Annotated in this window: 14 protein-coding genes; 4 read left to right on the forward strand and 10 right to left on the reverse strand. The window is 50.7% G+C overall.

Annotated features, from left to right (window positions below):
- Nucleotides 1–3: 3 nt before the first annotated feature.
- From ACMXD4_RS13465 to ACMXD4_RS13510, 10 genes are read right to left on the reverse strand one after another with little or no spacing between them, the layout of a single operon-like run.
- Nucleotides 4–750 carry a phosphate/phosphite/phosphonate ABC transporter substrate-binding protein gene (locus ACMXD4_RS13465; RefSeq protein ID WP_205454135.1) on the reverse strand — a complete coding sequence of 249 codons (747 nt, stop codon included), beginning with the start codon at nucleotides 748–750 and terminating at the stop codon, nucleotides 4–6.
- Nucleotides 751–762: 12 nt separating this feature from the next.
- The gene (locus ACMXD4_RS13470; RefSeq protein WP_033159326.1) at nucleotides 763–1,239 is read right to left on the reverse strand and encodes a PAS domain-containing protein; all 477 of its coding nucleotides are present in this window, start codon (nucleotides 1,237–1,239) and stop codon (nucleotides 763–765) included.
- Between the two features lie 27 nt (nucleotides 1,240–1,266).
- Nucleotides 1,267–1,629: a roadblock/LC7 domain-containing protein gene (locus ACMXD4_RS13475; protein ID WP_101052602.1), complete on the reverse strand. Its 363-nt coding sequence runs from the start codon at nucleotides 1,627–1,629 to the stop codon at nucleotides 1,267–1,269.
- A gap of 40 nt (nucleotides 1,630–1,669) precedes the next feature.
- Nucleotides 1,670–2,326, reverse strand: coding sequence for a hypothetical protein (locus ACMXD4_RS13480; RefSeq protein WP_415878420.1), 657 nt, complete (start codon nucleotides 2,324–2,326; stop codon nucleotides 1,670–1,672).
- A 5-nt stretch (nucleotides 2,327–2,331) separates the two neighbouring features.
- Complete coding sequence (locus ACMXD4_RS13485; RefSeq protein WP_033159328.1) at nucleotides 2,332–2,868, reverse strand: GTP-binding protein; 537 nt, start codon at nucleotides 2,866–2,868, stop codon at nucleotides 2,332–2,334.
- A gap of 19 nt (nucleotides 2,869–2,887) precedes the next feature.
- Nucleotides 2,888–4,117, reverse strand: a complete 1,230-nt coding sequence (locus ACMXD4_RS13490) for a hypothetical protein (protein WP_415878421.1) — start codon at nucleotides 4,115–4,117, stop codon at nucleotides 2,888–2,890.
- Nucleotides 4,114–4,815 (reverse strand): FimV family protein, encoded by a 702-nt coding sequence (locus tag ACMXD4_RS13495; protein ID WP_415878422.1) that lies wholly within the window; start codon nucleotides 4,813–4,815, stop codon nucleotides 4,114–4,116. The genes ACMXD4_RS13490 and ACMXD4_RS13495 overlap by 4 nt, the downstream gene beginning before the upstream one ends.
- A 60-nt stretch (nucleotides 4,816–4,875) precedes the next feature.
- Complete coding sequence (argH, locus tag ACMXD4_RS13500) at nucleotides 4,876–6,267, reverse strand: argininosuccinate lyase (RefSeq protein ID WP_415878423.1); 1,392 nt, start codon at nucleotides 6,265–6,267, stop codon at nucleotides 4,876–4,878.
- Between the two features lie 35 nt (nucleotides 6,268–6,302).
- Nucleotides 6,303–7,646, reverse strand: coding sequence for a sensor histidine kinase (locus ACMXD4_RS13505; protein ID WP_033159332.1), 1,344 nt, complete (start codon nucleotides 7,644–7,646; stop codon nucleotides 6,303–6,305).
- Entirely contained in the window at nucleotides 7,643–8,308 is a 666-nt protein-coding gene (locus ACMXD4_RS13510) for a response regulator transcription factor (RefSeq protein WP_101052588.1), read from the reverse strand. The genes ACMXD4_RS13505 and ACMXD4_RS13510 overlap by 4 nt, the downstream gene beginning before the upstream one ends.
- A 136-nt stretch (nucleotides 8,309–8,444) precedes the next feature.
- On the opposite strand from ACMXD4_RS13510, the gene ACMXD4_RS13515 reads away from it, so the two are divergent.
- From ACMXD4_RS13515 to ACMXD4_RS13530, 4 genes are all read left to right on the forward strand, one after another.
- Nucleotides 8,445–9,074 (forward strand): cytochrome b/b6 domain-containing protein, encoded by a 630-nt coding sequence (locus ACMXD4_RS13515; RefSeq protein ID WP_415878424.1) that lies wholly within the window; start codon nucleotides 8,445–8,447, stop codon nucleotides 9,072–9,074.
- Nucleotides 9,075–9,343: 269 nt separating this feature from the next.
- Nucleotides 9,344–10,813: a putative Ig domain-containing protein gene (locus ACMXD4_RS13520; RefSeq protein WP_415878425.1), complete on the forward strand. Its 1,470-nt coding sequence runs from the start codon at nucleotides 9,344–9,346 to the stop codon at nucleotides 10,811–10,813.
- Between the two features lie 18 nt (nucleotides 10,814–10,831).
- Nucleotides 10,832–11,497 (forward strand): cohesin domain-containing protein, encoded by a 666-nt coding sequence (locus ACMXD4_RS13525; protein WP_415878426.1) that lies wholly within the window; start codon nucleotides 10,832–10,834, stop codon nucleotides 11,495–11,497.
- A 211-nt stretch (nucleotides 11,498–11,708) separates the two neighbouring features.
- Nucleotides 11,709–13,874 carry an AMP-binding protein gene (locus tag ACMXD4_RS13530; protein ID WP_415878427.1) on the forward strand — a complete coding sequence of 722 codons (2,166 nt, stop codon included), beginning with the start codon at nucleotides 11,709–11,711 and terminating at the stop codon, nucleotides 13,872–13,874.
- Nucleotides 13,875–13,884 lie beyond the last annotated feature (10 nt).

Raw genomic sequence — 13,884 nt, forward strand, 5'->3', positions numbered from 1 at the left:
GAATCAGGTGTTCAACGTGTCCATCAAATCGATCATGAATTCCATTTCCTCGTCCTCGATTCGTTGCCACGCCCTAAAGCCCAGGGCATTCAACACCCCACCGCCTTTTTCATCCTTATCCATCTCCAGTAATATTTTTTGAATGTCGGCGCGGCGATTCTGTAATCTCGGCCCTATCATCAAAGAATGGTAGATGACGCTTATTTGGCTACGCACCAAGATCCGCAGCTGTTTTTTAATCACACCGGACAGGTTGTCATAGGCCTCCGCCAGAATGATGCCGACATCCGCTTCGCCTTTCAGCAGGTGTTTGGCCACCAAAACATGATTGTCCGATAACAACGGGACGATATTCCCGGCGTGCAAATCCGCGGGCTCCAACATAATCATGCCCATCAGGCGCACATCCGGATCGTCGGTGAAAGCCACCCGAGTATTCGGTTTTAATTCGGCCACATCGTTGATATTACTGCCGGCGTTAACGGCAATGATCGCTTCGTCGGATTCTCCTTGGGCGCGTACCAGCGGCAAAAAACCTTTCTCTCGGACCAGCATGGCGGCATCGAAGGGGTTGGCGTAAATCAAATCGATCTTATCGGCTGCGATGGCCTGATGCAGGTCTTGATAGTGATTGTACATTTCCAAATGGATGGCCTCGGCGCTCTGCTTTTGCAACCAAGTGTTGAATATATACCAACCCGACAGGTGGTCTGGGGCAAAATCCGGGCTGACTGTAAACATGTAAGACATGATGTTCCCCAATTAACTAAGTGTCGGATACAGTGCGATGCATTCATCGACTTTACTGCGCGAGGGTTTTCGGCGCACCGAGGTATAGCCAACCACCTTGCCACCGCGCACATTCGGAATTACCGTGGCTTTTACCCAGTAATAACCGCCGTCCTTACGCAAGTTTTTCACGAAGCCTTGCCATTTTTCACCGCGTTGCACCGTATCCCATAAGTCTTTAAACGCAGCGGACGGCATGTCCGGGTGCCTGAGAATACAATGCGGTGCGCCGATTAACTCCGCTTCGGTATAGCCCGACATTTCCACAAATGCGCGATTGACGTGGCTGATAATGCCATCCGGCGTTGTGGTGGAAACAATCAATTTGCCGTCGGGATACGGCGTTTCAAGCTCGGTGTACAGCACTTTTCTGGATTTGCCGTCGCAATAGGTAAGCGTTGCTTCCTGGTACTCGCCAATGATGTCTTCGGGCTTCATATCAACGATCATGATTTACTCCGGGTTGCCGGTTAGGGTTTACAGCATTTCGGAAATACTCTCTGCCGCACGCTTCACATCAAGAAAGATGAGTCCAAGCTTGGCGTTAGGTTTGGCAAGTACGGTAAGCACGGCTTCATTACCGGCATAGGTCATTAGCACATAGCCCCTGGCACCTTTGATCAACACCTGTTCCAAATTGCCGCGATTTAATTCTTGGGCCGTTCTATCGCCCAAAGACAACATCGCCGCACTCATAGCGCCTACCCGATCCTCGTCCATACCGGCTGGCAACACCGACGCCATCATCAGACCGTCGGTGGAAATCACACCTGAGGCTTCTATATCCGCCGAAGTACCGTTCAGCTCGTTTAAAACCGACGTCAGCATGTCTGCTTTCATAATCTAATTCCTATTCATTAATGGGTGATATGCGATCCGCTTAATTGGCAGCATCAGCGGCTTTGCTTAAATAACGGGTGATTAAAGCCCAGGCCAAGGTTACAAACTCCGCTTGGTTAAAATGCGGTACGCCGCTGATCGCCAGCACAAAACGGTGCTTACCGACGAACATCGGCCAAAAACCGATTTGACTGTTACCGAACGGATCAACGATGGCCCAGGCATGGCTGGAAATACCCATATTGTTTATCAGTAATCCGGAACGGCGTTTATGCACGGTTGCCAGTTCCGCGCTGAGCGCGGACAATTCTTCGGCGACCTCATGCGGAAAACCGCTGCACGCCAGATAAAACCCTTGATCATCTGCCAATAGCACTTTGCCGCTCTCGGAAATCGTTCCCAATAAATCCGGCAACATCGTCTCAAGCGCGGCCTGTGGCGCCTGTAAAGGCGTGTCTACGCCTTGCACCCAACCTAGCTTTTGGCAGTACAGCAACAATTGCAAGGCTTTATCCTCGTCATCGATTTCCATCAATGTTTGCAACTGCGCGATAGTCAGTGCCGGAGTCTGTTCCTGTTGCAGCAAGCGGATTAAAAACCGCCGGGGTTTATCGTTTTCGGGTGACGAGACAGCGTAATAAGCACCAGCGGGAGTAGGATAGAGATACAGCCCGTTAATCAGATCAAATCTTTCCATGGTGATTACCCCGCCAAACCTGGATCCAGGGAATATAAAAGAGCTTGTACCAACAAAGAGACATCATTCTTTTCCCGTGCATCCACCGAAAAAACCGGCGGTTTCAAGCCAAAGCCTTGCAGTTGCGCATGGTAGTCTTCTATTGAGGGTGTGCTACTTAAATCCATTTGCGTCACCCCAATCGCTACGCTGGTGTCGTTGATAAACTTACCGAACGCATCCAGAAAAAAACGCATATCCTGAAAAGGGTCTGCGCGGGTGTTGTCTAGCAATAAAATTAAGCCGATGCCGCCGTTGGTCAAAATATCCCACATAAAATCAAACCGTTCCTGGCCGGGAGTACCGTACAAGTGAATTTTTTCGCCGCCCGCCAAATTCATGACACCGTAGTCCATCGCCACCGTAGTGGATGCTTTACGATTTTTTGTCATATCGCTGGCAGCCGCATCAGTTTTGATCGGAGGCACATCGCTAATAGCGTTGATTGCAGTCGTTTTGCCGGCGCCTACCGGGCCCGTGAAAATAATTTTGTATTGACTCATCGAGATTCCTTATCGTTTGCTAAGCGCCGCGCAATTTATTGAGAATTTTGCTTAATAAACCCTCATTTTTGGGCTTCTTGGTGGGTTCTACGGCAATCACCGCATCGGCTTGACGTTCGCTTTGTTTCAATATGCCTATCGTCTGGCAGGCACTAATAAACACAAACACATACTGCGGTTTGACATGTAACAGACCAGCAACTTCCAATGGCGTTCTCGGTGCCTGAACCAACAATGCGGCAATGCGCAAAGCATCGGGCGTGATGACCAGTCGGGTAAAATTCGGCCATCTTTCTAAGTAGACCGGCCCTTGAATATCCAGACCTATCGGGAAGCGCCCTTTGGATGTCCAGATTGCCAATTTCCAGACAAAAGCACCCATATCTTGAAACTTATCTTCGGCGCGCTGAATGGCGGTTGTGGAATCGACTGCCGTCAAAATCATTTTGCCGACGGAGCCTTTACCCAATGGCATCCCGGCAAATGCGCGGGCTTGTTTATCGTCGGCGTCGATCCAGACTTCCTGGCTTTCCGGAAAAATCGTCAAAGGTTTCCAAATCGAACAAAGTTGCAAAACACGCGACTGTAAATTGGCCGTTTTATATGCCGACATCACGTAGCCCAAAAAATACTGGCGCGGATCGTAACAGGCTGTTAACAGCTGCACCTCGTCGTCAAAATCGATGTCGCTCAGTGTCCCTAAAAACGCTGTGAAGCCGCCTTCGTTCAACTGCATCGCAGAATGATGTTTGCTGGCCTTGTGGTGCTCAGCGGCATCACCTGTTTTTGGCGCCTTAGCCTTATTGACATAGACATCCATAGCCATTTTTTTTGGCTTGTCGTCCTTGGGCGGGGACGGCATATCAGCTGTCTTTGCAGGTGCTTGCGCAATCTTCGTACGTTCGGCAGCGGCTTTGCGAGCCTCGGCAACCGCCTTAATCTTGTCCAGCACCGCCATTATTTGCTGGACATTCACCGGCTTTTTGATGAAGTAAGTATTATCCAGTTGTAGGTTTTGTAATGACAATAAGATGATCGGTCGGCCCGGCGCGGCGGCTTTTCTGGCATCCAGAATATCACGGGCTTTGGGGTGATCCGCGTCGATCATGTCAATGCTGGCTTCGGCATCCTCGACCACGACGGCAGCCCCCCGACAAGGCCCCTTCAGATACATTTCCATGGTTTTATAAGTGCGGGTATCCATGCCATGCAGAGCGATTCGAAATGGCGTTTTGTTCGACTTGCTCATGATGCCTGTCCTTCAAAATAATGTGCCAACTCCAGCCATTCACCCTCCAGCACCACGCCGGAGTCGCTAAATCGCTGCCGATTGAGCTGAAAGCGCTCCCGGTTTTTTGTAGACTTATACAGCTCTAACAAAGCCAGTTGCAAATCCGGACGATCATGTTGCAGGTTGATACCCGTTTCCAGCACATCCATGGCCTGTTCGAGCTGACTGTATTCGATAAAGTCGTTGGCTAAGGCCAAATAATCGTGTTGCGCTTCGGTTTGCCGTCTGGACCTGACCAGTTCGCGGCTAGCCAACAGACCTTTACTGAACAAAGAATATCGGTTAGCTGGCGGCGTTTGCCCGTCAGTTTTAAGCAAATCCTGACATTGCTGGGCCAGCAGCCGCGACTGGCTAGCTTGTATCATACGGCGACTGATCGCAGTTCCCTTCCCATCCAAAATAATCATTAAATCCAACAAGGCCGCGTAGAGTTGCTCGGACAGGCGCTGGTCGTAACAAAAATAAATCCGGCGTAGATGCGCCAGCAGATCTTTCGGGTTTCTACTAATTTTAAAAACTAATGCGGTCAATGCGTAATCAGCATCGGCGCTGGGGCAGCTAAACAAACTAAGCTCCCGGTCGTGCCAAAAATCGGTTTCTTGCGGGATTGCATCCAGCGATGGTCCAGCAAGCAGTCGGGAAAAATATTGGGGCATGCCACCCTCCAAATCAAACGATGCTCGAAGGGTAGCAGTTAAAAAGCCAATTTCCAGGATTTAGTGGGGTATTTGTTGTCTTGCTTCACATATTGCCTGACGAACGGCTGCCGGTGCCGTACCGCCGATATGATTGCGGGCAGCGACCGACCCTTCCAATTTTAGAATATCGAAAACGTCCGCCGTAATGGTGCCGGAAAAGCCCTGCAACTCTGAGAGAGTTAATTCCGATAGATCCCGCTCTGTTTGCAGTCCTAAGCGCACAGCTTGACCCACGACTTCGTGGGCATCGCGAAAAGGCATACCTTTGCGAACCAAATAATCAGCCAAGTCGGTAGCCGTCGCGAATCCTCTTTTTGCGGCGTTGTACATGTTTTCGCGTTTGGCTTGAATGCGCGGCATCATGTCGGCAAAGGCTCGCAGACAGTTGATTAAGGTGTCAGCGGTATCGAACAAGGGCTCTTTGTCTTCCTGATTATCTTTGTTATAAGCCAAGGGCTGGCTTTTCATCAGCATCAACAAGGACACCAAGTGTCCCGTAACCCGGCCGGATTTGCCGCGCACCAGTTCCGGTACGTCGGGATTTTTCTTTTGCGGCATGATTGATGAGCCGGTGCAAAATGCATCCGGAATATCGATAAAATTGAATTGCGCACTGGCCCACAGCACCAGTTCTTCCGAGAATCTTGACAAATGCATCATGATTAAACTAGCGGCCGCAGCAAACTCTATCGCAAAATCGCGGTCGCTGACCGAATCCAAAGAGTTATTCGACGGCCGGGAAAATCCCAACAATTCGGCGGTCATGAAGCGATCAATGGGATAGCTGGTGCCCGCCAATGCTGCGGCGCCCAAGGGCATCACATTAAGGCGTTTACAGCAATCTTGCAGACGTTCTTTATCACGGCACAGCATTTCGAACCACGCCATTAAATGATGGCCGAATGTCACGGGTTGCGCGACTTGCAAATGGGTAAAACCCGGCATGATGGTATCGGCCTCGCGCTCCGCCACACCCAATAAAGCGATTTGCAGGCGTTGCAACTGCGTCAATATGGTTTCGATTTCGCTACGTAAATATAGTCTTATATCGGTCGCTACCTGGTCATTACGCGAACGGCCGGTATGCAGTTTTTTGCCGGCAATCCCGATCAAATCAGTCAAGCGCGCTTCGATGTTCATATGCACATCTTCCTGCTTGATTGACCAGAGGAACTCGCCGCGTTCGATCTCACCGCCGATTTGCATTAATCCGCTGCGAATATCGGCGAGTTCCTGCTCGGTCAGAATACCTATTTTGCAAAGCATGGCCGCATGCGCCAACGAGCCTTGAATATCTTGCCGGGCCATGCGCCGGTCAAAATTGACGGAAGCGGTAAATTCTTCGACAAAAGCATCGGTGGCTTCGGCAAAACGGGCGCTGGAAAGTTTTTCGGTGTTAACGGAGGTCATAAGCAATCAAACGGTAAATGCAAAAGAAGCGGGAATTATACCGATGCTGCGGCTATCCACCTTGGGAATTGCACACTCACTCGCAAACCGCCCAGTTGCGCGGAACGCATAATCTCCAGCGTACCGCCATAAAATAAGGCGATGTCACGTACAATCGCCAAGCCTAGCCCATGTCCCTGCACTGCTTCGTCCAGCCTTAAGCCGCGCTTACTGAGTTGCCGCATGTCCTGCGCCGAACAACCCGGACCGTCGTCTTCGACACTGATAGTAATGCCGGCACCATGTTCAACTGAGACTAGAACCTGCTTGTCAGCCCATTTGCAGGCGTTATCCAACAAATTACCGGTCAGCTCCAGCATGTCTTCCCGATCAAAATTGATTAACTGATCGGGAGCATTGACTTGGATCGCTAAGTTTTTCTCGGCATAGACATTTTGCAACAGCATGACTAAAGCAGTGAGTTCTTGCTGTGGATTAAACACGCTGGCGGTTTGCATATTACCGGAGATACGGGCGCGTTTTAATTCTCGCTCGATGCGCTCATGGATCGCTTGAGTTTGCTGTTGCAGCAGATCGCGCAGCTCGGCATGACCATCGAGTTGCGAATTTTCAGTCAGTCGAAACAGCATCGCCAACGGCGTTTTCAGCGCATGCGCCAAATTGCCAATCGCGGTGCGAGACTGGTGCAAGCGCCTCTCAACCAACACCAACAAGCGATTGACTTCCGCAACCAAGGGTTTGATTTCCGCCGGCACTCTGGCTTGGATCTGTGACTGACGGCCGTAGGCAATCTCGGCCAGTTCGTCGCGCGCCGCCTGCAACGGTTTCAGCGATCTGCGTACATCGTTACTTTGCAGGGCGATTGCGATCAAAAGCACCATGGCCGTCAGTACCAGATAGGCGAGCCGGATGTGGTCTATGTCATGGCCAATATCGCTTAAATCCTCGGCGATGCTAATGGTGATTGCATGACCAAATCGCTCGAAACCTCGACTCAAAACCAGTAAAGGTTGGTGATGCGGTCCATCAGGAAAATGGAATTGCCTGGCGGTATTGGCCGGCTCGGTAGTAAAAGGCAAAACGTCGTCTTGCAGCGAACTTGAATAATAGGTTTTTCCGTCAAGCTGGATCACAAAGTAGTGACCCGAATAGGCTTGGCCGTAAACCGTGCCGGCATGCGAGCTATCGAAAATCAATTGTCCTTCCGCGTTAAGCGTCAAGGTATCCAACAACGAATCGCCATCGTGCTGTAAGCGGGTCAGCATTTGTTTTTCCGCCACAGAGCGAATCACCCAATCTGCTGCCAACCAGTGTCCGGCAAACACCATACTCAGGATAATGATCAGGCCGCGGTTAAGACGCTGGCGTAATGAAATCACGGCTTGTCGCCGAAGATGTAGCCTTGCCCACGCCGGGTAGCGATCAAATCCTTACCCAATTTACGCCGTAACCGATTGATATACACTTCGATAACGTTGCTGGCGGGGTCGCCATCACATTCGTAGACGTGCTCAAGTAAATGGGTTTTGGTAAGCAACTTGCCGGGATGCAGCATGAAATAGCGCAGCAAACGAAATTCGATTGCCGTCAACTCAACACACTCAGCACCATCAACGCTGACCGTTTGCCTGTCTTCATCCAAGGCCACGCCGCAACCGCACAGTTGCGGTTGCATCACACCGTGCATGCGCTTTAACAGGGCCTGGATGCGTGCCTGTAACTCCTCGATATGAAACGGTTTGCCTAGATAGTCGTCGGCGCCCACTTTAAAGCCGTCGACTTTTTCATGCCAGGCGTCCCTGGCCGTCAGCACAATGACCGGCACATGATTACCCGCTTGCCGCCATCGTCGCAGCACTTCCAGTCCGGGCATTTTCGGCAAGCCTAAATCCAGGATGACAATATCGTAGGATTCCGTCATGCCCAAAAACTCGCCATTCTCGCCATCCATGGCCAAATCGACAGCAAACCCGGCTCTTTCCAGATCGGCTTTTAAAGATCGGGACAGGCCTGGATCGTCTTCTACCAGCAATAGTCGCATAGTTGAGTCATAACAATGGTTGGTTTCAAAGAGTTACTCGGAGTAAGGGTATTTTAACCCCGAACTTTTAAGATTGGATTTATCTCGGTTTCCTACACTAGCTACATCTGCAACTAAGCATGCCGAGGTAAACCACATGAATAACCAACACACCGTAGCGGTCTGGGACATTTTTATCCGTATTTTTCACTGGTCGCTGGTCGTTGCCTTTACTGTGGCCTATTTCACCAGCGAGGAAGAAAACGCTTGGCATATTTACGCCGGTTACACGGTTTTGGGTCTGATTATCTTCCGCATTCTGTGGGGAATCATCGGCAGCCGCCATGCCAGATTTAGCGACTTTGTCCGTTCTCCCGGAACTGTTTACAGCTATATTCGCGAACTGCGCGCTGGCTCCGCGAAACATTATGTCGGCCACAATCCTTTGGGCGGCTGGATGGTCATAGCATTGCTCTCAACGCTGCTGGTTGTGACGGTCAGCGGCTTAAAATTATATGCGATAGAAGAAGGCCGAGGTCCGCTGGCTGCCAATCCAACAAGACTAACTTTGATTAGCGCTGCCCATGCGGAAGAAGACGACGAAGAGGATGGAAAAGCAGAAACGCAAAGCCAAGATGAAGAATTTTGGGAGGAAATTCATGAAGGGGCGACCAATTTTATGCTGGTACTGATTGCTTTACACATAGTGGGCGTCTTTGTTTCTGGTAGAGCACACAACGAACACTTAATCAAAGCCATGCTAACCGGAAAGAAATCAATAAAATAACAATAAAAATGTGAGATTTCCCACAATTTTAATTTTGAATTCATTTTCCATTGGTATAAGTCCCGCGACTTTTAGTTGTCTAAATATGTCGAAATTGACTTTTGAGTTTAGGCAACTGACTACGTGCCTTGCGGCAAGACTTCTTAGCTTTTTGACTTAGTCAGGCTTTATCTCGGTCTATCAAAATCGGGAGGTCGTCGGTTCACCCCGCCAAGTTTCATTGTTAGTTAAAGTCAATTGACACACCACAAACCTACAGGGAACACTCGATGAAACAAATGACATTCTTACTGCCATTGCTGGCGCTCGGCTCTATTGCCGAGGCAAGCGACATCAGGGGCGGGCTGGGCAACTTTGACGCACTGAATCACACCGGCGGTCCGGTCTACGGCATAGAAATAGAACTCGACGATACGAACAGCAAAGATGTAGTCAGCACCTACCCAGGTAATCATTACGGTTACGGAAAAATACGGGAAGACCTCAGCGACCCGGCGCACCCCAAAACCTTCGTACGTTACGAAAAAAACGGTGCCTTCACCAATCCCTATCCAATCGGCAGTACCTTGTATTGCTACGATTTAAGCAAAAATGTCGGCTGCGAACATTTTGGGGTGCACTTTGCCTACTCCGCCACCACGCCTTATAGCGCGGTCAAATACAACTGGCTGGTCAAGGATGGCAGCGGCAAACTGGTTGTTGGCCCCGCGCTGCAGTTGAATACACCGGTATTCGACTACACCCCACCGACCACTGACTTCCCTGCCCAAGTCGTGGCAACCATGCCGGCTCCGGTTGTTCCGCAAAGCGTCGTAAAAGAATTTGGCGAACCTAGTTGGGTCAAGGTTATTAAAACTAAAACTCACAACACTCGGGTTTTGGCCTTAGGCGCACTGATCAGTGATGATCATGACCACGACGGTCTAGCAGACTGGACCAATGGTGAGCCGGACGAAGTCGAATCCGAATGGTATTTGCTGCAATCCCACAATGGTGTCAGCAACGCCAAATCCGAATTGCGCGGTGGCAGCGACAGCATGGGCAACAACGCCGAAGAGGTTGTGACCCGCCGTTATGAGTTTTATGCCTATGGCGGCCCCGCCGCGTCCATTGATGGCGAAAAGGGTGAAGCCATGTGCGATGCGGTCGGAACGGATAATCTGCACGGCGACGGCGTAGTGGAAGTAACCGACGCCAACGGCGGCTCTCATGAATTCGATTGTTCGACTGCGGAAGTCGTCGGTGCCTATCAAGGTTCGCAAATGACGGAATTCGTAGCCATCTCGCCCTTCGCAATGGTCGACGCGCTGCAAAACGGCAATGTCAACGAAGTGTTTCCAGAGCGGCCCACCGTTAGCGGCGGCAACACGCCTTACGTGGTCAACGTCAGCGCCGGCGCATTACCAAACGGCTTGACTCTTGCGCAAGACACAGGCCTGTTATCAGGCGTGCCTTCCAAGGTAGGCATTTTCAACTTTACCGTCTCAGCAAACGATGCCGATTACACCAGCGCATCTAAAGCTTTTACCGTGAAAGTAACAGGCCCCGGCGATACGGATCGCGATAACGACATCGACATGAACGATTTGAACGCCATCAAAGCCAAATACGGCAAAGTGGTAGCAGCCAACGACCCCGCTGATCTGAATGGCGATTTGCGAGTCAATATTATCGATTACAGAAAGGCAGCTTCGCTTTGTACTTTGCCGCAATGTGCCGTGGTCAACCCTGCGCCCTAGCCCATTTTTTGAATCAGTTTGCCGGAGCGATTGGCTCCGGTTTCCAGCCCTACGGAATATTTTATGAACAAACATTTACTTACCAAACTGCTTGCGCTGGCATTCGTCGGGTTTTTGCAGACCACCGAAGCGGCCACGCTTAATCTCAAATTTTCTGACGACACGAATATCCGCTCATTCGCTAAAGGCTCTATTTTCGACGTCAATGTTTATATTAATAACGTTGCTGATTTGGCGGGCTTCGATTTCGATCTGACCTACAACAGCACCAATCTATCGGCGCAATTGCTAAGCAGTGGCAGTATTTTTGGCACTGACACCGAAAGTCTGGCGAACAGCATTACCCCAGGCTCGGGCGCAACCTTGGGGAAAATTCATTTTGCCGAAATGCTGTCGGGCAGCGTCGCAACCGGTTTGAATATCTCTGAGCCCACCTTGCTGGGCACCGTCAAATTTCAAGCAATCAATGTCAGCGCGGGGAACTCCTTAAGCATAATCCCCGACCCGATATATACGCCGGCACAACTACTATTTCTCTCCGATGGTAGCGGGCCCGCCACAACCATCACAGGCGCTACTGTCCACGTCACTGCCGCACCAGCCGCTGTTCCGTTGCCTGCATCTGTCTTCTTGTTTGTTCCGGCGCTGTTAGGCATATTCGGCTTTGGGAAAAAACCAAATTAAAAAGCCATAAAGCAGTTCGCCGGGTTAACGCACCAATTTTGTCCATCGACGGACAAGGTGGTAGCAATGCCAAAAGCCATCCCTTGGAGATGGCTTTTTCGTTTTTAGGAGGCAAAGGGAAAATTAAATTGAACAACGTTTAGTTTGTCGTTATAGTGCCTTCCGGCAAATCGCAATCTGTCTGCTAATATGCGCTTACGGGAGGAATATCATGTTAAAAATTGTTTTACGCTGGCTGTTGACGCTAGTCTATCGAGTGAAGGTCCACGGGCTGGAAAATTACGCTAAAGCCGGTAACCGCGTGTTGATCGTCGCCAACCACACTTCATTTCTCGATCCTTTGCTGCTGGGCGTGTTTTTGCCGGACGACATCACCTTTGCGATCAATACCCAAATCTCTGAACGCTGGTGGCTAAAGCCATTTTTGCGTTTATCCAAAGTGTTTCCGATGGATCCAACGCATCCCTTGTCTTTAAAGGCTTTAATCCATCATTTGCAAAGCGATACCAAAACCGTGATTTTTCCGGAAGGCCGGATCACCGTGACCGGCTCCTTGATGAAAATCTATGACGGTACCGGCATGGTTGCCGATAAATCCGGTGCAACCTTGTTGCCGATTCGCATCGAGGGCGCTGAATACAGCCGCTTTTCCAAGCTGGGCAGCGTGCGTCAACACTGGTTTCCGCGCATCACCATTCATATCCAGCCGCCAACCTTGATCGAGACTCACGGCGATGTGACCGGCAAAGCCCGCCGCAAGCATAGCGGCCACATCCTGGCTGACATCATGACGGAAATGATGTTTGCTACCAGTCATTACCAACAAACCATCTTTGCGGCCTTATTGGAAGCTCGGGCTTTACATGGCGGGCGTTACACCGTTGCTGAGGATCTGGAACGCAAGCCACTAAGCTACGACGCACTGATCACCCGCAGCATCATCGTAGGCAAACTAATCAAAACCCTCACGCAAACCGGCGAGAATGTCGGCGTGTTGCTGCCCAATAGCTGTAAGACGCTGAACGTGGTGCTGGGTTTACAGATTTATCAGCGGGTACCGGCGATGCTGAATTATTCAATAGGCGCCGCCGGTATGGCTGCCGCTTGCCGCACCGGAAAAATCAATATTGTGCTGACTTCGCGCAAATTCATTGAATTAGCGAAACTCGGAGACGAAGCCGCAACGCTGGCACAACACGTCAAATTAATTTATTTGGAAGACTTGGCGACATCACTGACAAGCTTCGACAAAATCATCGGCTTGCTACAGGCTAAAACCGCAAGATTTTGGTACAAAAGCCAGGACTACGATGCTGACGATGCGGCCGTCGTACTGTTTACTTCAGGTTCGGAAGGCTTACCGAAAGGCGTGGTGTTGTCGCATGCCAATATCCTGGCCAATCATAAACAAATCAGAGCGCGCATTGATTTCGGACCGGGGGATGTGGTGTTGAATTTTCTGCCGATGTTCCATTCCTTCGGCTTTACGGTCGGTACGATGATGCCGATATTAAACGGCATGACCAGCTTTTTTTATCCGTCGCCGCTGCATTATGCTGTGATTCCGGAGATGGCATACGAGGTAGGCGCGACCATCATGTTCGGCACCAATACCTTTTTGACAGCATATGCCAAAAAAGCCCATCCTTACGATTTTTACTCTTTGCGTTACGTGGTGGCCGGCGCCGAAAAATTGCAGGAAACCACCCGCACCACTTGGCTGGATAAATTCGGTATTCGTATCTTGGAAGGCTACGGCGCCACGGAAACCTCGCCGGTAACCTCGGTAAACACGCCGATGGACTACAAGGCTGGAAGCGTGGGCCGCTTCATGCCCGATATGCTGCATAAATTGGAGCCGGTGCCCGGTATTGAGAACGCCGGCAAACTGCATGTCGCCGGCCCCAACATCATGAAAGGCTACTTACTACCTGACAATCCCGGGGTTTTGGTACCGCCCTGCTCCACCGCTTTCGGCGAAGGTTGGTACGATACCGGCGACATCGTCCATGTCGACGAGGAAGGCTTTATTCACATTCAAGGCCGCAGTAAACGTTTCGCGAAAATCGGTGGGGAAATGGTATCTCTCACCGCGGTGGAACAATTGGCCATCCACGCTTGGCCGGAAGCGCAGCATGTGGTGGTCAGTCTGCCCGATCCTAAAAAAGGCGAACAACTCATTCTGTTGACGACCCGCCGCGACGCCAACGCCAAACAATTAGCCGACGCCTCCCCTGGCGTCGCCACCATCAATCTCCCTAAAAAAGTGTTTGTGCTGGATAAACTGCCGGTATTGGCGACCGGAAAAACCGATTATCCGGGCGCTACAGCCTTAGCAGCAAGACTGCTGGAGGGCGGCGACGGCGAGTCGGATTGAGCACGACCCA

Origin of the sequence: Methylomonas sp. TEB (genome assembly GCF_047777895.1) — a bacterium.
Classification (GTDB): domain Bacteria; phylum Pseudomonadota; class Gammaproteobacteria; order Methylococcales; family Methylomonadaceae; genus Methylomonas.

Coding starts and splice junctions, on each gene's coding strand:
- ACMXD4_RS13470 (WP_033159326.1), bottom strand. CDS start 1,239: ATGATCGTTGATATGAAGCCCGAAGACATCATTGGCGAGTACCAGGAA.
- ACMXD4_RS13520 (WP_415878425.1), top strand. CDS start 9,344: ATGAAACAAATGACATTCTTACTGCCATTGCTGGCGCTCGGCTCTATT.
- ACMXD4_RS13530 (WP_415878427.1), top strand. CDS start 11,709: ATGTTAAAAATTGTTTTACGCTGGCTGTTGACGCTAGTCTATCGAGTG.
- ACMXD4_RS13490 (WP_415878421.1), bottom strand. CDS start 4,117: ATGAGCAAGTCGAACAAAACGCCATTTCGAATCGCTCTGCATGGCATG.
- ACMXD4_RS13475 (WP_101052602.1), bottom strand. CDS start 1,629: ATGAAAGCAGACATGCTGACGTCGGTTTTAAACGAGCTGAACGGTACT.
- ACMXD4_RS13465 (WP_205454135.1), bottom strand. CDS start 750: ATGTCTTACATGTTTACAGTCAGCCCGGATTTTGCCCCAGACCACCTG.
- ACMXD4_RS13515 (WP_415878424.1), top strand. CDS start 8,445: ATGAATAACCAACACACCGTAGCGGTCTGGGACATTTTTATCCGTATT.
- ACMXD4_RS13510 (WP_101052588.1), bottom strand. CDS start 8,308: ATGCGACTATTGCTGGTAGAAGACGATCCAGGCCTGTCCCGATCTTTA.
- ACMXD4_RS13480 (WP_415878420.1), bottom strand. CDS start 2,326: ATGGAAAGATTTGATCTGATTAACGGGCTGTATCTCTATCCTACTCCC.
- ACMXD4_RS13485 (WP_033159328.1), bottom strand. CDS start 2,868: ATGAGTCAATACAAAATTATTTTCACGGGCCCGGTAGGCGCCGGCAAA.
- ACMXD4_RS13495 (WP_415878422.1), bottom strand. CDS start 4,815: ATGCCCCAATATTTTTCCCGACTGCTTGCTGGACCATCGCTGGATGCA.
- argH (WP_415878423.1), bottom strand. CDS start 6,267: ATGACCTCCGTTAACACCGAAAAACTTTCCAGCGCCCGTTTTGCCGAA.